The following is a 24619-nucleotide window of genomic DNA, read 5'->3' as shown; positions in this document are numbered from 1 at the left end:
GTGTCTCAATATACGGCTCAATCTCTTGAAGTTTTATCTGGTCTAGATCCGGTGCGTCGTCGTCCGGGCATGTATACCGATACCTCTCGTCCAAACCACTTGGCGCAGGAAGTGATTGATAATGCGGTCGATGAGGCACTCGCGGGACATGCCAATAAAGTCACGGTCACGGTGTATAAGGATGGTTCATTATCAGTTGAAGATAATGGCCGTGGTATGCCTGTCGATATTCACCCAGAATATGGTCAGAGCGGGATTGAAATTATCCTGACCAAACTGCATGCCGGTGGTAAGTTCAGTACCGATAATTATCAATTTTCTGGCGGTCTGCACGGGGTGGGGATCTCGGTCGTCAACGCGCTTTCTAGCCGCGTAGAAGTTGAAGTTCAGCGTCACGGCAACCTGTATAAAATGGCCTTTGAAAATGGTGAACCGACTGCACCGTTAGAAGTGTTAGAAGGTAAGGCACCGAAACGTGCCACAGGGACAACTGTTCATTTCTGGCCGGAAACCAAATATTTCGATTCTCCAAAATTCGCGCTTAAAGCCCTAAAACATAACTTAAAAGCTAAAGCGGTATTGGCTGCTGGTCTGCAAATTAACTATATCGACCAGATCAATGATGAAAAGATCACCTGGCAGTTTGAAAATGGTCTGGTCGACTATTTGATGGATGAGCTGGAAGACCGTGAAATCATTCCGGCTCCTGCTTTTGTGGCGACAGGTGACGCTGAGCGTGCCAGTGCAGAATTTGCCATCTGCTGGAATGTGGAAGGTGGAGAAAGTATTCAGGAATCCTACGTCAACCTGATTCCAACCGCCCAAGGTGGTACTCACGTGAATGGCTTACGTTCTGGCGTGACCGATGCCATGCGTGAGTTCTGCGAACTGCGTAGCCTGTTGCCACGGAATATGAAACTGTCTGCAGAAGATGTCTGGGACGGGGTGAACTACATCCTGTCACTGAAATTCCAGGAGCCACAATTCTCTGGTCAGACCAAGGAACGTTTATCCAGCCGTGAAGCTTCAGGCATTGTACAGAATATTGCCAAAGATGCGTTTGCACTGTGGCTGAACCAGAATTCAGACATCGCTATGCAACTGGCAGAAATGGCGATTTCCAAAGCAGGTCGCCGTCTAAAAGCGGCCAAGAAAGTTGAGCGTAAGAAAATTGTCGCTGGTCCAACTTTACCTGGGAAATTGTCAGATTGCGTCGGACATGATCTGGATCAGTCTGAACTGTTTATTGTGGAAGGGGACTCTGCGGGTGGTTCAGCCAAGCAGGCACGGGACAAGAATTTCCAGGCGATTATGCCGATTCGCGGAAAAATTTTAAATACCTGGGAAGTCTCTTCGGATGAAGTGCTGGCCTCTCAGGAAGTTCATAACATTGCAATCGCGATTGGCGTCGATCCAGGTTCAGATGACCTGTCTGAACTGCGTTATGGCAAGATCTGTATTCTTGCCGATGCCGACTCGGATGGCTTGCATATTGCGACTTTGTTATGTGCACTGTTCGTAAAACACTTCCCGATTCTGGTCGAAGAAGGGCATCTGTTTGTGGCGATGCCACCCTTATTCCGTATCGATGATGCTAAAGATGTGCACTATGCGCTGGATGAAGATGAACTGGAAGGCATCCTGAAAAAATGTAAAAACAAGAACCCGCAAATCACCCGATTCAAAGGTTTAGGTGAAATGAATGCCAGCCAGCTTCGCGAAACGACTTTAGATCCAAATACTCGTCGTCTGGTGCAACTGGATCTGGATGATGTGCACCTGACTTCAGGTTTACTGGATAAACTGCTAGCAAAAAAACGCGCCAGTGACCGTAAAGACTGGTTGGAACAGAAAGGTAATCTGGCAGATATCGTTGTGTAAACTGATTTGCTGCTAATACCTATTAAAAAGCCCGCAATCGCGGGCTTTTTTAACAACTCCATTTAGGACTCAACTTTTAAATAATGTCCATCTGCATAGACATTATGTCCAAAGCCACAACCTGAACTGCCACTGTCCTGTTTTAAAATCACCTGCTGCCCCTGTTTAGGATCAAAAGCAAAATTGAGGTTAATTTTGCAATCATCTGATCGATAGGCCGTTTGATTTTTATTAACAGGCATTGTGGTTTTAAATTCACCTATATTTGGACCATAAATCATGCTATTTAGTCCCATATATAACCCATTAAAATGAATCTGATAAGAATTTTTAATCCGTTTGACTTGAATGGTATTCCAGTGACCAAAGCCAGCATGCTGTATATAGATGCCAGCCAAGTTTTGAGTTTTTTGCGGGGGAGGAAGCTGTTTTAAATTAAATTGACTGCTTTTGGCCTGAGGAAAGACTGAAAACCAGGCCCGTGCCCATTGTGGCTTTCCTGATTTAAAATAGCTTAAGCCGACATTATTAAAAGCAGTGGTAATGGCATTTTCGGAAAAAGATACATCGCTATTTTCACTATGCATTGCACAAAAGGCAGACCAGGAAGCTTGCTGTTGAAATTGTCCTAGCGCATTTTGATACTGTTTCTGATCATAAAATTTTCTTCCCGAGTTGGCATAGCTTTTCACCTTGGCACATTCGGATCGGAGTTCAGTTTCAAAGTCTGAATTGGCGAAACTAAAACTACTCAGAGGGAGAATACTGATAAAGATAAGCCATTTATTCATAATTTTACTCAACTGACATTATTCTGGTTTTAATAGAAAATTTTATCTATCCGCAATTTTTCTAACAGATTATTGACCTGTTTATATTAAGTTTTACATAAAAAATAAAATATTTTGGTTTAGTTCAGGTTGAGTTGCATTAATACCAGATCGCGCCATTGTCCAAATTTCTGTCCAACTTCCGGCATATAACCGGTTTGTTTAAAGCCTAATTTCTCATGTAAGGCAATCGATGCCTGATTTTCATGGTCAATGGCACCGACCATAACATGGATTGCATTTTGCTGGGCATGTTCAATCAGCTTGAGCATCAGGGCTTTGCCCAGACCTTGCCCAATAAAATCTGCATGAAGAAAGACAGAATGTTCAACAGTGTGTTTAAAGCCCTGGATGGGCCGAAAAGTAGAATAATCCGCATAACCTGCAATTTGCTTGGATGCTGAATGTTCAGCCACCAATAAAGGAAATTGCTGAGCACTTAATTCACTTAGCATGTTCTGAAAATCCTGAATTGTCTTTGGCGTGCTATTCCAGGTTGAGGTTCCGTACAAGATTTCAGCATTGTAGATCGGGAGTAGATGTTCCAGATCTTGAATTTGAGCAGGACGAATAATAAAGCTCATAAGCAGATGCCAAAAAAGAAAGAGAATATCTAACCATAACCTGAATTTAGGCAATAAAAAAGCAGAACCGAAGTCCTGCTTTATTCATTCTAAAAACTTAGAAGTGGTATTTAACCAATGCGCTGACATCGTGTTGATCAACGTCAGTACCAAATTTGTTATTCCAAATAGAATGTTCAATACCGAGGTAAAGTTTAGTCTCAGGAGAGATATGCTTACCAACGTTCCATTTGTATTGTGAAGTCCAGTTCAATTCGCTTTTGTGATCAGGACCTTCAGCGGTTGACCAGTCCAGGAAAGCATCTGCCAGGAATTCTTCGCCACCAATTTTAAATGGAACTGCATAAGTGATCGTCATTTGATAATCATCTTTTTGCAGGTCATTGTCAGCTTTGTAGAAGTTAATATTTGCATAGCTAGTATATGGAATATTAAGTGCAAAACCGATCCCGTATAGGTAGTTATTAAAGTCACTCGCACCGCTATTGCCCTCCCAAGTGGTGGCAATAAGTACGTCTTTAATTGGGCCAAGTTCAAGCTTTTGACCAGTGACTGCACCTAAACTTAAACGCGGTGCAACTTCGAAGTAAGTTTCATTACCGAAGTCATTATTGGTACGGTCAGCAAAGGCGAAGATATCACCATATTTTAAACCAGCTGCATATTCAGCAGTAATGGTTGATTGATCAATTTTTTCATTACCCGCTGCAAATGGTGCTTTATAGTTTTCACCATATAAAGCTGACAAACTAAAATCTTGCCAAACTGCTGCCTGAGTGAAAGCTGCTGTTGAAGCTAATGCACAAAGTGCCGCGATTTGTGTAAATTTCATTTAAATATCTCCCCCGAGAAAGCAGCTTAAGGATACAGATTAATAAGTAAAAATAAAGTCAAAATTGATCGCTGACAGAAATATTTCATCGTCTTGAGCTGATGATAATTTGAGATATTGGGAGAAGAAGGTTTATAGGATATTTAAATGAAGTTAAGTTTTTATATTTAAATTAGATCTCTTGCGAAAGTCATTATTGCAAGTTTATCCGGTTTACGAGTGCAGCAATTAAGTTAATGCGTAAACCGAATCTTTTCCGTCTATTTTGATGGCGTTCACTTAATATTCTAAATGTTTTCAATTGACTATTGATGTGTTCGATCACAACTCGTATTTTTTCCAAGCATTTTATTGTACTTTTTCTCAGCATCAAATAAAGGTAACTTCTTCTTTTTCTTGATTGGCATCAATAACTTAAATCCCTCTTGTTATAATCCATAGTACCCTGAATCCGTCAGAACATATTCACAATGTTTAAACTTCTTAACCGTTTTTCTTGCCAGTTTAATATCATGCTGACTGCCATTTGATACATCGATCCCTATGATTTGTTTGCTCTGCGGATGATAAATCACTTGGGTTTTTAGTGTATGTTTCTTCTTTTTACCACTGTAGAACTTATTCTGGTTTTTTTTCGGGCGTTCTATTGAACATTCTGTCGCATCAATAATGACCCAGTTAAAGTGTTCGTCTGCTGTGGTAATACTTCGTTTTGGCAGTAAAACATCTCGATTTCATCAAAGCATCTTCAACCTTTTTAATGGTTCGACTCACATTACTTTCAGCGATATGGTAGTATGCCGCCAACTCTAGTTGAGTGCTGTAGTTGCGTAAGTAATTGAGCGTTAATAACAACTGATCCTCTATAGCTAAAGTATGAGGACGACCTGATTTCTTTTTAAGTGATTCTGCTTTTTCTAAAACATCGACCATTTCAGTAAAAACTTATCGAGGTACGCCAACCAAGCGTTTGAATTCAGAATCTGAAAAACGATTTAATTTCTGATATCTCATGAAATTTATATTGAGGTGGTTTTTACTTTCGCAAGAGGTCTATTAATTTTAAGAATAGAAACTCAATTTTGAAGCTAGTTAAAGTAAAGACATAGATCCTCTATGAACAGGGCAAAGACTGCTTTAATTTTGGGAAAGTCATGTGAATAGTATTTCGATTGTCCCAAATCTGGAAGGTCAATCATGATCCGGTAAGCAGTTGTCACGATCGGTTGTCCTTTTGCTAAAAAAATCAAAATATCACTTGCATATTTTCAACAGAGGACCGATATTCGAAGTAATAGGAACACGGTTCTGCAGACTCAAAAATGTGTTCATCATTCAATCTGGAGGGTTTTATCCAAAGCGATTTGAAGATGTGAAATGCAATATAAAACAGCAAGCTATACACGTGCCAAGATAAAAATTCTGCACTAAAAAGTTAAAATGATTTGAGGATGGTATTTTATGAACATTGAACTCCGTACCGATAAAAACATTCGCAATAGTGATCGTCTAATTACTTACGTTCGTACCGAATTAAATCAGGAATTCCAGCGCCACAGTGAGCGTATTACCCATTTCTCAGTGCATCTTAGCGATGAAAATGCCGCCAAAGGAGGCGATGACGATATTCGCTGCATGATCGAAGCACGTCCTGCCGGCTTGAAGCCAATTGTCGTGAACCATCATGGTCATAATATTGATACTGCCATTCATGGTGCTATTGACCGTTTAAAACGCAGTCTGGAACATGTGATTGAGAAAAAAGATAACGTACGTAGCACTCCGCTAAAACTTGCGGAAGAAGATACAGGTACAGATCTAGAACAATAAATAATTCGCAGATGAAAAAGGCCCTACGGGGCTTTTTTCAATTTTAGATAAAATAAACGAATGAGAACAAAACAAATCCTGCTTTATTCGGCATAATAGTGAAAAACGAATTTGAAGTGAGCTCCATCATGTTAACTGCGCAACAACAGCTTTTTGTGCAAGCACTCGAAGAACTTAATCTGGGTCAGGTCAAACAGCTTTTGGCAGATGGACTTAACCCGAATTTTATTGATCTGGAAAAAGGTCCAGTCATTTCCATCTGGTCGGATGGTCTGTTCAAATGGTGGGAAGAAGTGTGCGAAGCTTATGAAGCGGGTAGTCCATTAACTGCCGAAGAAAAACAGCAACGTCTGGATGTACATTTACAGATTCTGGAAGCGCTGATTCAGGCCAAAGTCAATTTGCATCTCTGGGATGCTGAAGAGGTTTATGGCCCGCTTTGGGATGCGGCCAGTGCAGCCTGTGTACCTGCAGTGCAGCGCCTATTAGAAGAAAAAGTCAATCCAAACAGCAAGGATGAAGAAGGTTTAACCATCCTGTCATCGATTAGTGATTTATTCTTTGATTGTGATTTTGATGAAATTAACTGGGCAGAAGCACTGGAAGAAGAAAAACAGACCCTAGAATTATTGCGTAGTCATGGCGCAAAAATGACCAAGGAATTACATTAAATTTTAAGAAAGAGCTCCAGCAAGATGAAGACAACTTTAAGAATATTGGGTTTGATGGCACTGATGGGTGTGAGTGCACAGCTTTGTGCAGCGGTAGAGTTTGACCGACCAGGTGAAGGTCTGGGCACCAGTACAGTTCCAGTGGGTCAGTTAGCTTGGGAACAGGGTTTACCGAGTTTCTCCTATAGCGAAGCGACTGCGGATGGAAGCAAGCTGAAAAAAACCACTTTAAATGCCGACGTCTTGTTGCGTACCGGTTTGACTGATGATCTGGAATTACGTTTAGGCTGGGCCGGTCCGGCTTGGTCACAAACCAAGTTCAATGGCCAGACTGAAGAGGATGACGGTCTAGGCGATGTCAGTATTGGCCTGAAAAAAGCCATTGATCTGGATGATGAAAAACTCAGTATGGCGCTGATGGCTGAAGCCATTATTGCCACAGGTAATGCTAATTTTAGCAATGAAGAAGATATTTACAGCCTGAGCTCAGCAGTTGCTTATCAATATAATGATTTGGTGAATACTGCACTGACCATGCGTTATGAATGGCAGGATAGCAACTGGGCGATTACTGCGATTCCGACTTTAGGCTATCAGATTGCTGATCGCTGGTCAGGTTATTCAGAACTGATTTATCGCAAAGCCGAAAGTCAGGATAATGAATATGCGCTAGGCACTGGCGTTATGTATGTATTGAATGATCAGGTACAGCTTGATGCCAGTGTCGGGGTGGATCTGGAAGGTCAGAATAAAGGTTACTTCTCAGGCTTGGGCGTATCGTTCCTATTCTAAGCTGCTCTTATTTCGATATGACCAAAGTACTACGATTTAAGATCGGGAGAAAAGTATTTTCTCCAGTCTTATTGGGCACAGTGTTGCTTAGCAATATTGCTCAGGCAGAAGCACCTTTGCTTTCGCCTGAGCAGGCTTTCCCTCTGAGTATCAGTTCAGTCACTCAGCAACAGGCTGAACTTAGCTGGGAAATTCCGCAAAACTATTATCTTTATCAGCATAAGGTAGAGCTAAAGCAGGGAAGTCAGCCGATGACCTTGCAATTACCACCCGCTGAAGATCTATATGATGAAAACTATGGTCATACCCAGGTTTATTATCAGCAATTAAAAGTTCAGATTCCGACACAGGCGGGTCAAACTTATCAGGTCAGCTGGCAAGGCTGTGCCAAAGACAGGCTTTGTTATCCTCCTCAAACCATTGAATTCAAGACTGACTTATCCGGTCTGGTGCAATCTGAATCTACTAGCTCGGGTAATAAAAGGTTACTAGATCTAAGCAGCTCTTCCTCGCAACACAACCGGATTATGGCAAATTCTGCTGATGATCTAGAATCAGGAAATACAGACAGCAAAATCGTCGAAGTCATTTCTACACGATCCAGCAGCGACTCGGCACAAGATCAGCAATGGTCTGCACGTCTCGCTGAAAGTTCGCTAGCTTATGGATTACTATTGTTTTTTGGCTTGGGCATTTTGCTGGCATTTACGCCATGCTCTTTGCCGATGCTGCCAATTCTGACTTCACTGATTGTTCGTGATAGCAAAGGCATCAAGGCTTGGATGATTGCCCTAAGCTTTGTAAGCAGTATGGCCACAGTCTATGCGGTACTGGGCTTGATCGCGTCTTCAGCCGGACTCAACTTTCAGCGCTGGTTACAGCAACCTGCCACCCTGATGGCATTTAGTGCACTATTTGTGGTATTTGCCCTCAACCTGTTTGGCCTGTTTGAAATTAAAATGCCACAGCGTCTGACACAGCGTCTGGACCGGGTTCAGGCGATGCAGCAAGGGGGAACTCTGGTCAGCGCTGCGGTCATGGGATCTGTTTCTGCCTTGCTGGTCGGGCCTTGTATGACGGCACCATTAGCCGGTGCATTATTATTTATTTCCCAGACCCAGAACCAATGGCAAGGCGCAGTGCTCCTATTTACTTTAGGTTTCGGTATGGGTACCCCGTTGCTGCTGGCCAGTATTATGGGGGCACGCATTCTACCCCGAGCCGGGCACTGGATGAATCAGGTGAAAGTGCTTTTTGCTTTCATCATGCTGGCTCTGGCCTTGTATTTTATCCGTCCGTTGATTTCAGAAGCTGCATTGCAGTGGCTGTCGCTAGGGCTGGGCTTAAGCTTTGTTGCCTATGTTCTGGCACGATTATTCTGGAAAAATACCGGACTGCGCTGGCTTTATATCATCTGTTTGGCTATCGCCGTGCCTTATATTACATATAGTCAGTATCAGCATAGTCAGCGCTTTTTTGTTGAAACTGCCCAACAACAGGCGAGTTGGCATATAGCAAAAACAGCTACTGAATTTGAACAGTTACTGGCTACAGTACCGAAAGGGCAGAAGGTCATTATTGATGTCTATGCTGATTGGTGTGTGGCCTGTCAGCCGATTGAACATAAAGTATTAAAGGCAGCTGCTGTTCAGCAGGCCTTAGCCCCTTATTTTCTGATCAAGCTTGATCTTAGTCAGTATGATGCTACCCATCAGACTTTACTTAACCGATGGGAAATTCTGGGACCACCGACTTATTTATTTCTCGATACTCAGCAGCAGGAAATTCGCAGCTTACGTTTGACAGGTGCATTTAGTGGAGCAGAGTTATTGGCACAGCTACAGCGTTTAGAACAGCTCTAACATTCACTTTAAAACTTTTCTGATACATGCTTTAAAGTGAATAAAGCCGAAAATATCAGGCCGGTTGAACTTTTAGAGGTTCAAGATAAGATTTCACCTGATTCCGTCCACCGGCTTTGGCCTGATAAAGGGCCTGATCGGCCTGGCTCAGGAGTTGCTGCGGGCGTAATTTTGGTTTTGAAATAGCAATACCAAAGCTGGCAGTCACCGGAATTAACTGTCCTTCATCACTAAAAATCTGTAGTTGCCGGATCGCGCTTCGGCAACGCTCTGCAACCTGCTGAGCTTTTTCCAGGCTGGAATTATTCAGGACCAGAATAAATTCTTCACCACCGAACCTTCCGACGACATCACTTTCACGTAATTGCTGGTTCAGTACCGCACTGACTTGTACCAGTGTTTCATCGCCCTTGTGATGTCCATAGTAGTCATTGATCTTTTTAAAATGATCCAGATCCAGCAGCAGCACCAGGGCATAGTTAAAAGTCGCAGTACTATTTAACTGATCCAGACACTAATTAATGCTGCGGCGATTAAACAAGTTGGTCAAGGGATCAATCTGGCTGAGATGGTTAATCAGCTGTTCACGATAGCGCCATTGACTGAGTAAAATATCAAATAAAATCATGCAGAAAGCAAGAATCGGCAGGATAAAATACAGCATTGATAATAGCCAGAAGCTATTATGGAAAAACTGGTCCTGAATATTAAAGAGTGGTGAATAAGGCAGTTGTTGGTTAAAGCTTAAATAGGCACAAGTCACCAGAAACAGTGAGGCCGGAATCAGCATGCTATAGATCAGTCTCCGGTGAAACAGGACCAGTCCTACCGTCATCAGGCAGACATAGGCAATTGTGGCTCCGGACTAATCATGCCTACGATATACGCATCCCGACACAGGGAAACCACAAAGATACCCACTGCCAGATAGGGAAAATATCGTTCTATTAGCGCATTACCCTGAAATTTATAACAGGGATAAATCAAAAGAACCAGCGCCAGTAAAAACAGGCCATTCATGTGAACCTGGGAACGAACAACGTCAATATGGACATGCTGCCAGTATTGTGGATGTGACAGGACAAACAGATCCCAACTTAGCCAGCTTATATGTATGCCACAGCCAAGTGCCAGCATCAGGATACACTTTTTCAAAATCCCCCAGCTCATCACTACTTCATCTTCGATCAGATATTTCTTGAGTCGATGATTCTGGAATTTTTGTAATACTGCTGACATTCGCTTCATACAACAGGTCTGACCTTTATTGTTATTGCTAAGTTTTTAAAAGATAGAAAAAAAATATTGCTTTAATTATTTACAGAAATACAACATAAAATTAATTCATTGATAATCAGCAATATTTATCAAAAATTAAAAAAAAGGAGAAAAATTAAGTTGGGAATTTATTGTTCTAAATACGCAATGAAGTGTTTTATTTAAACCCATTATTTCATTATTTAAAATTTATTAAGCTATGTCTATTCCCGAACAATGAACGGACCAAATTAAGCAATGAAAATTTTACAGATCGATTCCAGTATTTTAGGTGATGCCTCTATTTCCCGTCAGTTGACTCAAGCTATTGTGGGACAGCTTCAACAGAAACATGGTGAAGCAGTTGAGCTCGAATATCTGGATTTGGCTGCACAGCCGATTCCACATTTAACTGCTGAAATTTTGATGGGTCAGAATCTTGAGCAGGCGGCTTTAGGTGAACAGATTTTACAGCAGTACTTACAGGCGGATATCGTGGTAGTTGGGGCCGCTATGTATAACTTCGGCCTACCTTCTACCTTAAAAGCCTGGATTGACCGCATTAGTGTGGCAGGGCGTACTTTTAAATATACAGAAAATGGCCCAGTGGGTCTGGCAGGTGAAAAGAAAGTCTATATTGCCAGTAGCCGTGGTGGTGTTTATGGCGAACAAAGCCCAGTCGATTTCCAGGAAGCTTTCCTGAAAACTGTATTTAACTTTACTGGCGTAACTGATGTGCACGTGATTCGTGCTGAAGGCGTCAATATGGGCGATGCTGCGAAACAGCAGGCAATTGAAACGGCGATGGCGCAGGTAAGCCAGATCTAAAAAGCGATAGAAAATTAATGAACAAAAAAGGTCAGTAATTGCTGACCTTTTTTATGGCTTCTTCTAAATTTCTAGTCTCGATCTAGACGATGAGCAAACTCTGAGAGATCCGCCAGCGCTTGTCGAGCCTCTTCAAACCAGGCACTAAACATCTGAAAATTATGCCACATGCCGGTATATAACTTGAATTCAACCTCGACACCCGCCTGTTCCGCTTTTTCCTTGAAGCGTGTGGCATCATCCAGCAGAATCTCTTTAGATCCCACCTGTACATGTATCGGCGGCAAACCACTGAGATCGGCAAAAAATGGGGAAATCTCTGGATCGCCACGATCCATTGCACTCGGTACATAATACTCAATCCCGGTTTTCAGGGTTTCAATCGACAGCAGAGCATCATGTTTCTGATTATAGCGTAGTGATTCACTGGTCAGGGTCAGATCAAGGAAAGGGGAAAGTAGAATTAGCCCACTCACTTGGGGCAGGCCTTCCTGCTGTAATTTGAGTGCCAATGCCAACGCCAGATTAGCACCACACGAATCTCCGGACAGAATAATATCCTTAGCCTGAATGCCCTGATCTAATAACAGATTATAGACATCAAATAGGGCCTCCAAAGGTTCAGGATAAGCAGATTCAGGAGCCAGAGGATAATCAATATGCAGTACCTGCATCTGGGTGCGAGCGGCAATCTGGGTCATAAAGGCACGATGGGTATTTAAGGAACCGAGATAAAAAGCACCACCATGAATATGGAAAATCAGCTGGCTGGATTCCTGCTGTGGTTTGATTTCCTCGGCATGTACACCTGCCAGCCGGAGCGAACGGATTTGTACGGACTTATCTTGCGGAAAAATCTTGCACATCTGCTCCAGTGCGACCCGTAAGGAGCTTGGAGGAAGATTGAACCGACTAGGCGCGCGGATGGTCGCTTTTAAAAGACTTTCTGTAATTAATTGTTTCGTCACGGGGCTCATCTTCATCTTCTTTCCATCTTTTTCTGCTTTTATTGATTATGTTGATTATTTACCAACAATGTTTACAAGGTTACACTAAATAGTCACAGGTAAAAATTGCAAAAATGTTGTGACTTTTTAATACTACATCGGTCTATCTCAGACTAGGGAAATGAAGAAAAATGAAAAAAATTACGCTAATGTTAGGACTACTCGGCTTATCTGCGCTGGCCAATGCTGCAGATCCTTTAAATGGTACCGTTTGGAAAACGATTGACGACGAAACCAAACAACCAAAGGCTATAGTAAAATTTACTGAGCAAAAAAATGGGACATTATCTGCAAGCATCCAATCGGTATTAACACCGGGTGAAGAAAATGCTTGTACAAAATGTGAAGGTCCGTATCACAATAAATCGCTGAAAGGTTTGACGATTGTGAAAGGCCTGAAAAATACAGGCGGAACCAGCTATGACAGTGGTTCGATCCTAGATCCAAAATCTGGTAAAACTTACAAATTGAAAGGCAACCTGACAGATGGTGGCAAGAAGCTTGAGCTACGCGGTTATATCGGCGTGTCTGCTTTAGGTCGTAACCAGACCTGGATTCGTGCCAAATAATGGATCAGAACCGTTCTCTAAAAACTACCATAAAAAAAGCCTGACCTCTGTCAGGCTTTTTTTATTCTTCCCATTTATCGAACGATTAGTTTTTTAACTCCCGATAAGCGGCTTCGTCAAAACCAGCGATAAAACCAGTTGCGGTCTGTAATACTGGACGTTTGATTAAGCTGGTATGAGTAGTTAAAGTGGTAATCAGATTATTTTCATTGGCAAGCGCATTTTCCTGCTCTTCAGTAGTAAGTTTACGCCAGGTGGTGCCTTTCTTATTCAGGACTACATCCTGACCCAAGGCATCCAGCCAGGTTTTGATAGTTTCAGCATCGATGCCCTGTTTTTTATAATCATGAAATTCGTAGGCCAGTCCCAATTCATTAAGTAAATCAAAAGCTTTCTTCATCGAACTACAATTTTTAATTCCGTAAATTTTTAACATAGCTGCCATCTAAAAAATTTAAATCATGAACTAGCTTAACCAAATTGGCAGCAGCAGACCATGCAAAAGCAAATGAAAAAAAGGAAAAAATTTTAAATAGCAGAAAAGTCATGTCATCAAAATGACATCAAGCAGCTTTAATATGAGCAGCAAGAAAAAGAACAATCTAAATAATAAGAAAAATAAAAATTTGGGAATGATAGAAATAGAAAACCCGCATTTAATCATCCTGATCATGCGGGTCTCAATCCAACGTCCAATGTCACATCCATGCAAAACAAGCTAAATCTATAGTCTGTTTTATTTTCGTCCTACGGCGTCCTGTCCTTATGTTGTCGTCCTGACATGTCCTTGTGCCGTAGCGCTATAATGCTATGTTATTACATTGAGATAAACCCAAAAAATACGTCATGTCATGTAAGAGATAAGCTTTAATTGAGTGAACAACTGTTCACTAAATTAAATGATGAGGCTTTATAATTTGTAGTCGATAATCACGGGAGCATGGTCGCTAAACCATTGTTCTTTATAGACCCAAGCATTCAAAGTGCGCTCTTTCCAGTCTGGAGAGCAGGCCTGATAATCAATCCGCCAACCGACGTTCTTGGCACGTGCTTGTCCACGGTTTGACCACCAGGAGTATAATTCGGCTTCTTTGCGGACTTCACGGAACGTATCGACATAACCCAGTTCATCATAGATATGATCAAGCCACGCACGTTCATGCGGTAAGCAGCCCGATGCTTTCTGGTTACCGGACCAGTTTTTAATATCGATACGTTTATGCACGATGTTGTAATCACCACAGACAATGATGGATTTGTCTTCATCGCGCCATTGTTTCAGGATCTTTTTATACTCTTCCAGAAAGTGATCTTTACGTGCCTGCGCTTCATCGCCCGAAGAACCTGAAGGTAAATACAGGGAACAGATATGCGCTGTTTTTTCCAGACCCAAGTCAAATTCTGCCGAGATAAAACGGCCTTGAGAATCAGCTAGTTCAAAACCCAGCCCATCGGTAATCGAAACAAAAGGCAGACGGCTGTAAATCGCTGTACCGGCATAACCTGGACGCTCGGCAGGGAACAGGTGAGTATACCAGCCTTCAGGCTTGAATTTGTCAGTCCACTGCGCATGGGTAATCCGGCTTTCCTGCATGCAGATCACATCGGCATCAGACTGTTCGATCCACTCTAGCAAGCCCTTGCTGACAGAGGAACGTAAACCGTTGACATTAATTGAAACGACACGAAGAATTTTTTGATCACCTGGATAGCTACTCTTTGGTATCATGCGCAAGTCTTACCCTTAATTAATGGATTTAGGAGCACCTCATGTCAACGCTAGCTCAGTTTAACCCGCAAGCTTTTATCGAACTCGCATTATCACGTGGTGTGCTTAAATTTGGTGAGTTTACTTTAAAATCAGGACGTGTGAGTCCTTATTTTTTTAATGCTGGCTTGCTCAATGACGGTGAAGCCTTGTCATTACTGGCTTCTGGCTATGCTGCAAAATTAACTGGATGTGACAATGTTGAAGTGATTTTTGGACCAGCATACAAAGGCATTCCTTTTGTAGCAGCTACAGCAGTGGCACTGTCTCAAAATCATGGCGTGAGCGTGCCGTGGGGCTTTAACCGTAAAGAAGCCAAAGATCACGGTGAAGGTGGTGTGCTGGTAGGTGCTTCAGTGGAAGGGAAAAAAGTCTGGATCATTGATGATGTGATCACAGCTGGTACTGCGATTCGTGAAGTGGTCACTATCCTGAAAAATGCTGGTGCACAAATTGCAGGTGTACTGGTTGCTCTTGACCGTCAGGAAAAAGGCCAAGGTGAATTATCCGCCATTCAGGAAGTGCAAAAAGAACTAGAAATCCCAGTACATGCACTGATTACCATGAAAGATTTAATGAATTACCTAGATGCAAAAGGCGATAATGATGCATTGGCGAAGATGGAAGCTTATCGTGTGAAATACGGAATCTAAGACCTGATTCACCAGATAAAAAGTAAAGTCTTAGTAATCTAAGGCTTTACTTTTTATGGGAAGAAAAATTCTGTTCAGGCGACTGTATTTGAAAGAAATAATAAGATAGAAATTTTGATCTAGATAAACTTTAAATTCGATAAGTTATATTATCTTCTTCAAAATTAAATTCTATCTAAATATTCTTCTCAATATATAAATCTTGATCAAAATTTTTCTATCAAAAAAGAACAATATTTTTAAAAGGAACTCATTAAAGCATGAATTAAACCTCATAAAGTCTCTTTACAAATAAAATGAATAAGATAGTTATGATCATTGTTTAAAAATTGTAATCCGTCTATATTAAAATAAACATTAAGTAATTAATTATAAGAATTTCATAATTTTAATTAATTTAAAATAAGAGTGCTAGGAATGGATTACTGGAACAGTGTTTTATTTGTATCGATTATAATGGTGGTAGGTTTAGCCATTATTGTCATGCTAGTGGGCTACAAGATGTGGAAAAACCTAGTGGTGACTTTACTAATCTCTACAACAATTGGTTTTCTGATTATATGTACTATTAACTTTATCTTTGGGGAAAATTTGCATTTGCCTTGGACTCCCGATCAGAGCTGGCATCATAAAATCACCTTGGAAATTGCCCTGATGAGTTTACTGATTGGTGGGGTCAGTACCTTTATTATTATGCTGGGAACCATGATTTCGAAAAATAATCGTTAAATTATAAAATTAGATGCATTTGCAAACAAGGTATTATTATTTTTTATTCAGGTTTTTAATCAATTTTATATCAAGATAAAATACTCAGGGTGAGTATATATACTGATTTGATTTAGAAGATATTAATCTTCGTGTATTTCACATTTTTTGCAGTCCAATAAGACGCCCAGTTTTTCTTTACGGCCTTGTTCGGTCATGACCCAAGGACGGTTTTGCCAAGGTGGATCATGCCGCACATGCTGACCATGACCACAGGCCAGTTCAGCGACCCAATGATTTTCTTCATCCAGATGAAAGCCGACAATTGCCTGCTGCATGATAAATGCTCTTGTTGATTAAAGTATTTAAGCATTTATACAAAATTAGTCATGCAAAATCACCATAAACAAAAGAAACTGCACAGGCTATACTCCTTGCTAATGTATTTTTAAGAAAGAGCACACAGACATGCGCGTACTTGTTGTGATGGATCCCATCGAAAATGTAAACCTGAAAAAAGATTCAACCATGGCCATGTTATGGGCAGCTGCACGCCGTGGACATGAACTCGGTTATGCATTACAGCAAGATTTATATATCGACCAAGGTAAGGCCTTTGGTCTGATCTCGCCTTTGCAGGTATTTGAAGACTATAACCATTACTACGAACTGGGTGAAAAGAAAAAAGAGTCGATTGCGGCTTATGACGTGGTGCTGATGCGTAAAGATCCGCCATTCGATATGAATTTTGTTTATACCACTTATATTCTGGAACAGGCAGAACGTGAAGGGGCATGGATTATCAACAAACCGCAAAGCCTGCGCGACTGCAATGAAAAGCTGTTTGCTACTCAGTTCCCGCATCTGCAAGTTCCGACTTTGGTAACGTCGCAACAAAGCCTGATCCGTGAATTTTTAAAAGAACATGTTGATGTGATTGTAAAACCATTGGATGGTATGGGCGGCACCGGAATTTTCCGTATCTATCAGGATGGTATTAATATCGGCTCAACCATTGAAGTTCTGACCAACAATGGTAACCAGCCGATTATGGCACAGCGTTATATTCCTGAAATTGTAGAAGGGGATAAGCGTATTCTGATGATCAATGGCGAACCAGTGCCATATTGTCTGGCCCGTATTCCGCAAAATGGTGAAGTGCGTGGCAATCTGGCAGCAGGTGGCTTAGGTCAAGCGCGTCCATTAACTGAGAATGATAGAGCCATTGCAGCGCAAGTGGGTCCTTATCTCAGAGAAAAAGGCTTGGTATTTGTTGGTCTGGATGTGATTGGTAATTATGTCACTGAGATTAACGTCACCAGTCCAACCTGTATCCGTGAAATTGATACCCAGTTTGGTACCTCCATTGCAGATGATCTGTTTGATGTACTGGAAGCCGGTCTGGATCAAGCCTAAGCTTTCAATAATAAAAAAGATCCTCATCCGAGGCTCTTTTTTATTGGGCATAACGCTTGAATAAAAACAAGGTCATTAAGATTCCTAATATGGAGAGGCTGGCGGTAACTGCCGCGATATAAGCCCAATTCTGTGTGGTCGAAACCAGTGCTGCGCTCAAAGGCGGCCCAAAAAATTGAGCACAGGCTGAAAGCTGTAAAACCAGACCCATACTGGCTGCTACGGCATTGGCGCGTGGGGCATGCTGCAAAGTAATAGCAAAAACAGTGGTCGGGATGATTCCACCAATGATAATCTGCCAGAATGAAGTATTTGATGGTGCTGGTTGAGTCGTCCTGTTGGGTGCACATGCTGCTGAATCTATTTGTAGATATCGTTTAATGATGCCTGCAATAATCAAGCATAGACTGCCGAGAATGGCCCAAATATTTTGCCAGTTCAGGTATTCGAGTAAAACAGGAATAATAAAAACAGCCAGACTGACACCCACGCCCATATAGGAACTCCAGAGTCCCATTTTAAAATTCAGTGTTTCAGGCTGGCTGATCCGTTTTACAATTGCAGCGCACACAAGGAAATAGTTAAAAATCCGATACTTTCGGTAAAGCGGAAGAAATATAAGGCTGTGGCATGCTGAATCCAGAGGCCAGCGATACTGCTCAGTCCTAAAATGATTAACGCCAGAATCAGGCAGCGCTTTAAACTCACTTTTTCCGAAAAAGCACCAATACAAAGGGCAAACAGCATCCCAGCCCCTTGCACTAAAGATAGAGAAAACCCGGTTTGTGTAAAACTTAAGCCTAAATCCTGTTGCAGAATGGGAATAACAGCAGACAGTTTACCGACATGCATGGCCGCCAGATAACCGGCTAAAATAATCCATAAGTCACGAATTGATATTTTTGACATCTATAATGCTTGAATCCATTTAAGGAATATGCAGATCAATTTGAAAAAATTTATTTAGATATAGGGATAACATAAAATTTTATTCAGATTTATATGATTTAGGCATAAGTTAATAGGATGAATTAAATGGAAAAACGGACAGTAAATAGTGAAAAATATATAGATTTAGGGGATAGCTAAAAAAAGATCAAATGAAAAATATTCAAAAATTATGCTGATATTTCACTTAAGTCTAAGGAAAAATGCAGACCTTATAATAAAACTAGTTTAAACTTCAAATTAGTATGAAAAAAACAATGAAACGCTTGTTGAAATAAGGTAAATAAACTTTCAAGGGCAAGCGTTTGTGATTACAATTGATGACTTAAATTAGACCTCCTGTTTCATTTTTAAAATTGAAGAATTAGACCGTGACCGACGCTCAGCAAAAACAGCCTAAACATGTCATGATGATGGCCGCAGGTACGGGTGGACATGTGTTTCCAGCGTTAGCCGTTGCAAAAGATTTACAACAACAAGGAATCGAAGTGTCCTGGTTGGCAACACCAGCAGGCATGGAAAACCGATTATTAAAAAACCATAATATTCCAATTTATCAAATCGATATTCAAGGTGTGCGTGGCAATGGTTTTGTGCGTAAAGCCTTGGCCCCCTTTAAAATTCTAAAAGCCACTCTTAGTGCCATGAAGCATATGAAACAGCTCAAAGTCGAAGCTGTTGCAGGCTTTGGCGGTTATGTGGCAGGACCGGGTGGTCTGGCAGCGCGGATCTTGGGTATTCCTGTGATTATTCACGAGCAGAATGCAGTCGCGGGTTTTACCAATACCCAGTTGTCACGGGTCGCTAAAATAGTATGTCAGGCTTTTCCTGATACTTTTCCGGCACAAAATAAAGTGGTGACCACTGGGAATCCGGTACGTAAAGAAATTACAGAAATTTTAAATCCGTCCTGGCGTTATCAGGAGCGGGAAAAAGCTGGCCAGCCGTTACGAATTCTGATTGTTGGTGGTTCACTTGGGGCACAAGCCTTAAATGAACGTGTGCCGGAAGCCTTGAAACAGTTGAATGTGCCGTTAAATGTTTATCACCAGTGTGGTCAAAATCATGCTGAAGCAACGCGCGCACGTTATGCAGACAAACCAGCCTCCTTGCAGGTTGAAGTTCAGCCTTTTATTGAAGATATGGCTCAAGCTTATAGCGATGCCGATCTGGTCATTTGCCGTGCCGGTGCACTAACGGTTACTGAAATTGCAACTGCTGGCGTAGCTGCAATTTTTGTACCGCTACCAAGTGCGGTTGATGACCATCAGACTGCGAATGCCAAATTCCTGGCCAATCAGCAGGCAGCCAAAATCTGCCCACAGCCCACCTTGACGCCAGACAGTTTAAAAACCTTATTAGAGCCGATGCTTGACCGTCAGGTATTGATGGAAATGGCGGTAAAAGCACGCCGTCAGGCTCAACCCGATGCGACCCAGCATGTGGTCCGTTTAATTCAAGAATTGTAATCCGAGTAAATTATGTCTCCAGTAACCCCAGCAGACCAAGCAAAGAAATTAATTAAAGTCCCGGAAATGCGCCGGATCAAGCATATCCATTTTGTAGGGATTGGTGGTGCAGGGATGTGTGGGATTGCAGAAGTACTGAAAAACCAGGGGTATAAAGTTTCTGGTTCAGACATCAAAGCCTCTAAAACTACGGCTCAATTAGAAGAAAATGGTATCAAGGTCTATATCGGCCATGCAGCCAGCAACATCAAAGGTGCCAATGTCATCGTGGTATCTACCGCGATTGATAAGGAAAACCCGGAAATCAAGGCAGCCCTTGAAACCCGTACACCGGTAGTCCGCCGTGCAGAAATGCTGGGTGAGCTGATGCGCTACCGTCACGGAATCGCGGTTGCAGGCACTCACGGTAAAACCACAACCACCAGTCTGATCACTTGTATGTTAGCAGAAGAAAATCTGGATCCAACTTATGTGATCGGCGGCTTGCTGAACCGTACTGGTGTGAATGCCGCTTTGGGTGCGAGCCGTTATATCGTGGCAGAAGCCGATGAGTCAGATGCATCATTCCTGTATCTAGAACCAATGGCTGCCGTGGTAACCAATATTGATGCTGACCATATGGATACTTATGGGGGTAGCTTCGATGTCTTGAAAGACACCTTTATCCAGTTCCTGCAAAAACTGCCATTCTATGGTTTGGCGGTTGTGTGTGGTGATGATGCCAATATCCGTGAAATCATGCCGCGTATTGGTCGTCCATTACTGACTTATGGTTTTAATGAAGACAATGACATTCGTGCTGTCGATGTTGTACAAGAAGGTATGCGCAGCCACTTTACCGTATTACGTAAAGATCGTGAGCCGCTACGTGTTACTGTAAATCAACCGGGTCTGCACAATGTACTCAATGCCTTGGCTGCAATTGGTATTGCGACAGATGAAGGCGTATCCGATGCAGCTATTTGCCGCGCACTGGAAGGCTTTAGTGGTGTAGGTCGTCGTTTCCAGGTACAAGGCCAATTCGAGCTTGAAGGCGGTGATGTGAAACTGGTCGATGACTATGGTCACCATCCAAAAGAAGTAGAAGCCACTATTAAAGCCGCTCGTGCCAGCCATCCAGATCGCCGTCTGGTGATGATGTTCCAGCCGCACCGTTTTAGCCGTACCCGTGACTGTTTTGATGACTTCGTAGAAGTGCTTTCACAAGTCGATCAACTGCTCTTACTTGAAGTGTATCCGGCAGGGGAAAAGCCAATTGTAGGTGCAGATAGCCGTGCATTGGCTCGTAGTATTCGTTTACGTGGGGAAGTTGAACCAATTCTGATTGATCCGGTCGAGGGGAACCTGAGCCAGGTGATGAAAAAGGTATTGCAAGCAAATGACTTGTTATTAACCCAAGGCGCAGGTAATGTTGGAGCAATCTCAATCGAACTTGCTCAAAATCATTTATATGTAAAGTAAAATAGTCATGTTATGACTAATTGAACAGATTCAAAAAGTTTAAGGATATAAACGTGTCAAATGCTTCAAAATTCGGAAAAGTTGCCGTATTGCTGGGTGGTAAATCTGCAGAGCGTGAGGTTTCGCTAGATAGTGGAACCGCCGTACTTGAGGCATTAGTGCGTTCTGGGATCAATGCAGAAGCGTTTGATCCACAAGAGCGTAGTGTTACCGAGCTGGTAAATTATGATCGTGCGTTTGTGGTATTGCATGGCCGTGGCGGTGAAGACGGCCAGATTCAGGGCGCGCTGGAATGGTTGAATATTCCATATACCGGTACAGGCGTACAGGGTTCTGCCATTGGTATGGATAAAGTCAAAACCAAACAGGTTTGGCAGGGTTCAGAATTACCTACTGCGCCATACCGGATCGTGACCAAAAACTCGAATGCTCAAGAAATTGTATCTGCTCTAGATTTGCCGCTGATCATTAAGCCTGTACACGAAGGCTCAAGTATTGGCATGAGTAAAGTTGAAAAAGTAGAAGACTTTGCCGATGCGATTGCCAAAGCGACTGAACATGATGCCGTGGTTATGGCAGAGAAATGGATCACAGGCCGTGAATTTACCATTGTGATTCTGAATGGTCAGGCTTTACCTGTCATTCGTCTGCAACCGCCAGAAGATGTGGCTTTCTATGACTATGAAGCTAAATATCAGCGTAATGATGTGGAATATGGCATTCCATGTGGCTTGAGCGAATCTGAAGAGAAAGAATTGCAAGCCTTGGCCCTACATGCTTTCCAGGCAGTGGGTGCAAGTGGTTGGGGCCGTATTGATGCAATGCAGGATGAGCAGGGCAAGTTCTGGTTACTGGAAGTGAATACAGTTCCGGGTATGACCAGTCACTCTCTGGTACCAAAAGCGGCTGCAGCAATTGGCTATAGTTTTGATACGCTCTGTGTAGCGATTCTGGAACAAACATTAAACGGTGCGGCATACTAAGTTATGGCTCAACTCCCAGCAACCATGCGCCGTAAACGTGCTGCGATTACCTCAATTCACGACAAGCCGCCGACACGCAAAGAGAAACTGACCAACCTGGGTGGTTGGGCCTTGTTGTGTGTCGCGCTGGTGGTGCTGGCTTTTGGGATTTTTGGCCTGTACAAGGTGATGACTGATGCTCAGGTAGCAGAGTTGAAAGTGGCAGGAACGCGTTCAGCAGCTGAAGAGCGCCAGGTCATACAGTACGTATCACCGATTGTGACTGAAAACTATTTCACTTCGGACCTGGAATCGATTCGTGACCGCGCACTGGAATTGTCTTGGGTGGACCGTGTGGTGGTATCTCGTGCCTGGCCAGACAAGATTCATGTCCGGGTAATGCCGCATCATGCTATTGCCCGATGGGGTACAGGACGACTGCTGAGTGATAGTGGCATTATTTTCACTGAAGTCAGTCCTAAAGATTATTCAGCTTTACCGTTGCTGCATGGACCCTCTACTCATGCAAATACCATGATGCGACGTTATAATGAAATCAACCAGTTATTTTTACCACAAGGTATTCGTTTAAAAGAATTATATTTAACTGAACGAATGACATGGTTTATGCAGTTTGATTCAGGTTTGCGTGTGATTGTCGATAAAGACCAGACCATGAGCAAATTGCAACGTTTGAGTCATCTGTCCTATAGCGACCTAAAACCGGTATGGTCAAAAATTTCAGCGATTGACCTGCGTTATCGTAATGGATTGGCGATTCAATGGAAAAATTCAATTCCGCCTAAAATTGTAAATGGTCAATTTATTGTAACCATTAATGACACGGGCGTTGAGAATAATGTAACAGTAAAGCCATAATGACCGGCTTTAAAAACTAGAGGCCTTATAAAGCCATAAATCTAACAAACACGTAATGGTAGTAGTTAATAATGAGTGAAGCTGTTCCCTCGGTTGTGGCGATTGACATTGGGACACACAAAGTTTCAGTTTTGATTGGTAAGGTACACGCGCCAGACAATATCCAAGTGATTGGGATGGCGACCGCTCGTAACCGAGGCATGAATAAAGGAAAAATTGTCAGTCTCGATAAAGTCATTACCGCCATTAAAAACGCCGTACAAGAAGCGGAAGATATGGCTGAATGTCGTGTGCATTCTGCGTGGATTTCGATCCCAAGTGCTGAATTAAAAAGCTTTTATGCCTCGGGTAGTACTACCATTGATAATAGTGAACATTCAATTACGACCAGTGAAGTGGTGCGGGCACTTGAGCTGGCCAAAGCCAGTCATGTCACCTCAGATCATTATCTGGTCAGTGCGGTGCCTTTGGGCTTCGAGCTGGATGATGCACCGGAATGGGTACTCAACCCGATCCGTATGTCGGCACATAGCATGACCGGGCATTATCATTTGATGATGTTACCGATCAGCACCATGCAGAATATTGACCGCGCTTTAAAAGGGGCCAATATTGGTGTGGAGAAAATGGTGGTGTCCTGTCTGGCTACCGCTGAAGCCAGCCTGCTCAAAGATGAAAAAGAATATGGCGTGTGTCTGGTGGATATCGGTGCGGGAACCACCAATGTCGCTGTTTATCTGGATGGCCGTCTGGCGCTAACCCATACCATCCAGCGTGGTGGTGAACATGTCACCCGTGATATTGCAGCGGTTTTACAGACGACCACAGAAGAAGCAGAACGTCTGAAATTGCTCTATGGCTGTGTTGATCTGAAAGTGGTTAAACCAGAGCATATGATTCAGTTCCAGGGCATTGATGGACCACAAACTATCAGCCGGATTGAACTGACTGAAATTATCATGGCACGTTATGAAGAAATCATGGGTCTGGTGCGTGATGAACTGGTGAACCATGGCGCAATGCAGGGCCTTTATCATGGTGTGGTGCTGACTGGTGATGCCAGTCAGATTGAAGGTATGGTCAGCTTTGTACGTCGTACCTTGGGTGTGTCCGCGCATCTGGGCAATCCGCCGGTACAGGTCTATGCGGATGAACAGCACCAAGCAGCTTTACGTCGTTCCCAGTACGCAACAGTGGCTGGTTTGCTGATGTTTAGCCAGAGTGATACCCAGGAAACCCTCGTTGAAACTGAAGACGGGGATAAGTTATCAGTTACACAGCGCATTAAACGGGCATGGTCAGGTTTTAACGAAACGTTAAAAGCGATCTTTTAAGCGATTTTTATTGTGAATATTGTTGGGAAGTTGTAGTTAATCGGGCTTGTACTTGACAAGTGCCTGCTTGAGCAGCAT

The 24619-nt window shown here is 42.6% G+C and carries 22 protein-coding genes and 3 pseudogenes; 15 read left to right on the top strand and 10 right to left on the bottom strand.

Translation table 11 applies throughout. The features are described 5' to 3' along the window. Complete coding sequence (gene parE, locus C3F22_RS13945) at positions 1 to 1881, top strand: DNA topoisomerase IV subunit B (protein WP_104426751.1); 1881 nt, start codon at positions 1 to 3, stop codon at positions 1879 to 1881. 62 nt (positions 1882 to 1943) lie between these two features. Here parE and C3F22_RS13940 read toward each other — a convergent pair whose 3' ends face one another. From C3F22_RS13940 to C3F22_RS13925, 4 genes and pseudogenes are all read right to left on the bottom strand, one after another. Next, on the bottom strand, positions 1944 to 2672 hold the full coding sequence (locus C3F22_RS13940) for a hypothetical protein (protein WP_005232724.1): 729 nt from the start codon (positions 2670 to 2672) through the stop codon (positions 1944 to 1946). 119 nt (positions 2673 to 2791) lie between these two features. Further along, positions 2792 to 3295 (bottom strand): GNAT family N-acetyltransferase, encoded by a 504-nt coding sequence (locus C3F22_RS13935; RefSeq protein ID WP_004781446.1) that lies wholly within the window; start codon positions 3293 to 3295, stop codon positions 2792 to 2794. Positions 3296 to 3392: 97 nt separating this feature from the next. Further along, complete coding sequence (locus C3F22_RS13930; RefSeq protein WP_004781448.1) at positions 3393 to 4127, bottom strand: outer membrane protein OmpK; 735 nt, start codon at positions 4125 to 4127, stop codon at positions 3393 to 3395. Positions 4128 to 4320: 193 nt separating this feature from the next. Continuing rightward, a pseudogene (locus tag C3F22_RS13925) lies at positions 4321 to 5141 on the bottom strand (IS5 family transposase). Positions 5142 to 5588: 447 nt separating this feature from the next. Between C3F22_RS13925 and C3F22_RS13920 the strand changes: the two are divergent. The 4 genes from C3F22_RS13920 (at position 5589) to dsbD (ending at position 9282) form a co-directional block, all read left to right on the top strand. Further along, positions 5589 to 5957 (top strand): HPF/RaiA family ribosome-associated protein, encoded by a 369-nt coding sequence (locus C3F22_RS13920; RefSeq protein ID WP_004781451.1) that lies wholly within the window; start codon positions 5589 to 5591, stop codon positions 5955 to 5957. A gap of 128 nt (positions 5958 to 6085) precedes the next feature. Further along, positions 6086 to 6628, top strand: coding sequence for an ankyrin repeat domain-containing protein (locus C3F22_RS13915; RefSeq protein ID WP_004781453.1), 543 nt, complete (start codon positions 6086 to 6088; stop codon positions 6626 to 6628). 24 nt (positions 6629 to 6652) lie between these two features. Beyond that, entirely contained in the window at positions 6653 to 7420 is a 768-nt protein-coding gene (locus C3F22_RS13910; protein WP_034170253.1) for a transporter, read from the top strand. A gap of 17 nt (positions 7421 to 7437) precedes the next feature. Continuing rightward, positions 7438 to 9282, top strand: a complete 1845-nt coding sequence (dsbD, locus tag C3F22_RS13905) for a protein-disulfide reductase DsbD (protein ID WP_104426750.1) — start codon at positions 7438 to 7440, stop codon at positions 9280 to 9282. A gap of 55 nt (positions 9283 to 9337) precedes the next feature. Here the strand turns inward: dsbD and C3F22_RS18785 are convergent. Then, positions 9338 to 10530 (bottom strand): annotated as a pseudogene (locus C3F22_RS18785) (GGDEF domain-containing protein). A 267-nt stretch (positions 10531 to 10797) separates the two neighbouring features. Here C3F22_RS18785 and C3F22_RS13895 point away from each other — a divergent pair. Next, the gene (locus C3F22_RS13895; RefSeq protein ID WP_004781461.1) at positions 10798 to 11367 is read left to right on the top strand and encodes an FMN-dependent NADH-azoreductase; all 570 of its coding nucleotides are present in this window, start codon (positions 10798 to 10800) and stop codon (positions 11365 to 11367) included. 71 nt (positions 11368 to 11438) lie between these two features. On the opposite strand, the gene C3F22_RS13890 is transcribed toward C3F22_RS13895, so the two are convergent. Further along, entirely contained in the window at positions 11439 to 12350 is a 912-nt protein-coding gene (locus tag C3F22_RS13890; protein ID WP_104426749.1) for an alpha/beta hydrolase, read from the bottom strand. Between the two features lie 155 nt (positions 12351 to 12505). On the opposite strand from C3F22_RS13890, the gene C3F22_RS13885 reads away from it, so the two are divergent. After that, the gene (locus C3F22_RS13885; protein ID WP_004781465.1) at positions 12506 to 12943 is read left to right on the top strand and encodes a DUF2147 domain-containing protein; all 438 of its coding nucleotides are present in this window, start codon (positions 12506 to 12508) and stop codon (positions 12941 to 12943) included. Positions 12944 to 13028: 85 nt separating this feature from the next. On the opposite strand, the gene C3F22_RS13880 is transcribed toward C3F22_RS13885, so the two are convergent. Together C3F22_RS13880 and C3F22_RS13875 are read right to left on the bottom strand one after the other, a co-directional pair. Then, the gene (locus tag C3F22_RS13880; protein ID WP_034705449.1) at positions 13029 to 13379 is read right to left on the bottom strand and encodes a Spx/MgsR family RNA polymerase-binding regulatory protein; all 351 of its coding nucleotides are present in this window, start codon (positions 13377 to 13379) and stop codon (positions 13029 to 13031) included. 474 nt (positions 13380 to 13853) lie between these two features. Further along, positions 13854 to 14672 (bottom strand): exodeoxyribonuclease III, encoded by an 819-nt coding sequence (locus C3F22_RS13875; RefSeq protein ID WP_004781469.1) that lies wholly within the window; start codon positions 14670 to 14672, stop codon positions 13854 to 13856. Positions 14673 to 14713: 41 nt separating this feature from the next. On the opposite strand from C3F22_RS13875, the gene pyrE reads away from it, so the two are divergent. After that, on the top strand, positions 14714 to 15364 hold the full coding sequence (gene pyrE, locus C3F22_RS13870) for an orotate phosphoribosyltransferase (protein ID WP_004781471.1): 651 nt from the start codon (positions 14714 to 14716) through the stop codon (positions 15362 to 15364). Between the two features lie 417 nt (positions 15365 to 15781). Next, entirely contained in the window at positions 15782 to 16093 is a 312-nt protein-coding gene (locus C3F22_RS13865) for a hypothetical protein (RefSeq protein ID WP_104426748.1), read from the top strand. Positions 16094 to 16215: 122 nt separating this feature from the next. Here C3F22_RS13865 and C3F22_RS13860 read toward each other — a convergent pair whose 3' ends face one another. Then, on the bottom strand, positions 16216 to 16410 hold the full coding sequence (locus C3F22_RS13860) for a DUF3565 domain-containing protein (RefSeq protein ID WP_004781474.1): 195 nt from the start codon (positions 16408 to 16410) through the stop codon (positions 16216 to 16218). 130 nt (positions 16411 to 16540) lie between these two features. Between C3F22_RS13860 and gshB the strand changes: the two genes are divergently transcribed. Further along, positions 16541 to 17488 (top strand): glutathione synthase, encoded by a 948-nt coding sequence (gene gshB / locus C3F22_RS13855; protein ID WP_004781477.1) that lies wholly within the window; start codon positions 16541 to 16543, stop codon positions 17486 to 17488. A gap of 40 nt (positions 17489 to 17528) precedes the next feature. Here gshB and C3F22_RS13850 read toward each other — a convergent pair. Next, a pseudogene (locus tag C3F22_RS13850) lies at positions 17529 to 18397 on the bottom strand (MFS transporter). Between the two features lie 410 nt (positions 18398 to 18807). Here C3F22_RS13850 and murG point away from each other — a divergent pair. The 5 genes from murG to ftsA all read left to right on the top strand — a co-directional run bounded on the left by murG (position 18808) and on the right by ftsA (position 24541). Then, on the top strand, positions 18808 to 19905 hold the full coding sequence (gene murG / locus C3F22_RS13845; RefSeq protein WP_005232694.1) for an undecaprenyldiphospho-muramoylpentapeptide beta-N-acetylglucosaminyltransferase: 1098 nt from the start codon (positions 18808 to 18810) through the stop codon (positions 19903 to 19905). Positions 19906 to 19917: 12 nt separating this feature from the next. Next, entirely contained in the window at positions 19918 to 21366 is a 1449-nt protein-coding gene (murC, locus tag C3F22_RS13840) for a UDP-N-acetylmuramate--L-alanine ligase (RefSeq protein WP_005232692.1), read from the top strand. 53 nt (positions 21367 to 21419) lie between these two features. Then, positions 21420 to 22349 carry a D-alanine--D-alanine ligase gene (locus C3F22_RS13835; protein WP_104426747.1) on the top strand — a complete coding sequence of 310 codons (930 nt, stop codon included), beginning with the start codon at positions 21420 to 21422 and terminating at the stop codon, positions 22347 to 22349. Between the two features lie 3 nt (positions 22350 to 22352). Beyond that, positions 22353 to 23207 carry a cell division protein FtsQ/DivIB gene (locus tag C3F22_RS13830; protein WP_004781485.1) on the top strand — a complete coding sequence of 285 codons (855 nt, stop codon included), beginning with the start codon at positions 22353 to 22355 and terminating at the stop codon, positions 23205 to 23207. A gap of 71 nt (positions 23208 to 23278) precedes the next feature. Next, positions 23279 to 24541 carry a cell division protein FtsA gene (gene ftsA, locus C3F22_RS13825; RefSeq protein ID WP_004781486.1) on the top strand — a complete coding sequence of 421 codons (1263 nt, stop codon included), beginning with the start codon at positions 23279 to 23281 and terminating at the stop codon, positions 24539 to 24541. Positions 24542 to 24619 lie beyond the last annotated feature (78 nt).

The sequence above is a fragment of the Acinetobacter sp. ACNIH1 genome (assembly GCF_002934695.1).
GTDB classification, from domain to species: domain Bacteria; phylum Pseudomonadota; class Gammaproteobacteria; order Pseudomonadales; family Moraxellaceae; genus Acinetobacter; species Acinetobacter variabilis.
Note: the sequence above shows the minus strand (reverse complement) of the source record. Positions and strands in the feature narration are given on the sequence as shown.

Coding starts and splice junctions, on each gene's coding strand:
- C3F22_RS13940 (WP_005232724.1), bottom strand. CDS start 2,672: ATGAATAAATGGCTTATCTTTATCAGTATTCTCCCTCTGAGTAGTTTT.
- C3F22_RS13935 (WP_004781446.1), bottom strand. CDS start 3,295: ATGAGCTTTATTATTCGTCCTGCTCAAATTCAAGATCTGGAACATCTA.
- C3F22_RS13930 (WP_004781448.1), bottom strand. CDS start 4,127: ATGAAATTTACACAAATCGCGGCACTTTGTGCATTAGCTTCAACAGCA.
- C3F22_RS13920 (WP_004781451.1), top strand. CDS start 5,589: ATGAACATTGAACTCCGTACCGATAAAAACATTCGCAATAGTGATCGT.
- C3F22_RS13915 (WP_004781453.1), top strand. CDS start 6,086: ATGTTAACTGCGCAACAACAGCTTTTTGTGCAAGCACTCGAAGAACTT.
- C3F22_RS13910 (WP_034170253.1), top strand. CDS start 6,653: ATGAAGACAACTTTAAGAATATTGGGTTTGATGGCACTGATGGGTGTG.
- dsbD (WP_104426750.1), top strand. CDS start 7,438: ATGACCAAAGTACTACGATTTAAGATCGGGAGAAAAGTATTTTCTCCA.
- C3F22_RS13895 (WP_004781461.1), top strand. CDS start 10,798: ATGAAAATTTTACAGATCGATTCCAGTATTTTAGGTGATGCCTCTATT.
- C3F22_RS13890 (WP_104426749.1), bottom strand. CDS start 12,350: ATGAAGATGAGCCCCGTGACGAAACAATTAATTACAGAAAGTCTTTTA.
- C3F22_RS13885 (WP_004781465.1), top strand. CDS start 12,506: ATGAAAAAAATTACGCTAATGTTAGGACTACTCGGCTTATCTGCGCTG.
- C3F22_RS13880 (WP_034705449.1), bottom strand. CDS start 13,379: ATGTTAAAAATTTACGGAATTAAAAATTGTAGTTCGATGAAGAAAGCT.
- C3F22_RS13875 (WP_004781469.1), bottom strand. CDS start 14,672: ATGATACCAAAGAGTAGCTATCCAGGTGATCAAAAAATTCTTCGTGTC.
- pyrE (WP_004781471.1), top strand. CDS start 14,714: ATGTCAACGCTAGCTCAGTTTAACCCGCAAGCTTTTATCGAACTCGCA.
- C3F22_RS13865 (WP_104426748.1), top strand. CDS start 15,782: ATGGATTACTGGAACAGTGTTTTATTTGTATCGATTATAATGGTGGTA.
- C3F22_RS13860 (WP_004781474.1), bottom strand. CDS start 16,410: ATGCAGCAGGCAATTGTCGGCTTTCATCTGGATGAAGAAAATCATTGG.
- gshB (WP_004781477.1), top strand. CDS start 16,541: ATGCGCGTACTTGTTGTGATGGATCCCATCGAAAATGTAAACCTGAAA.
- murC (WP_005232692.1), top strand. CDS start 19,918: ATGTCTCCAGTAACCCCAGCAGACCAAGCAAAGAAATTAATTAAAGTC.
- C3F22_RS13830 (WP_004781485.1), top strand. CDS start 22,353: ATGGCTCAACTCCCAGCAACCATGCGCCGTAAACGTGCTGCGATTACC.
- ftsA (WP_004781486.1), top strand. CDS start 23,279: ATGAGTGAAGCTGTTCCCTCGGTTGTGGCGATTGACATTGGGACACAC.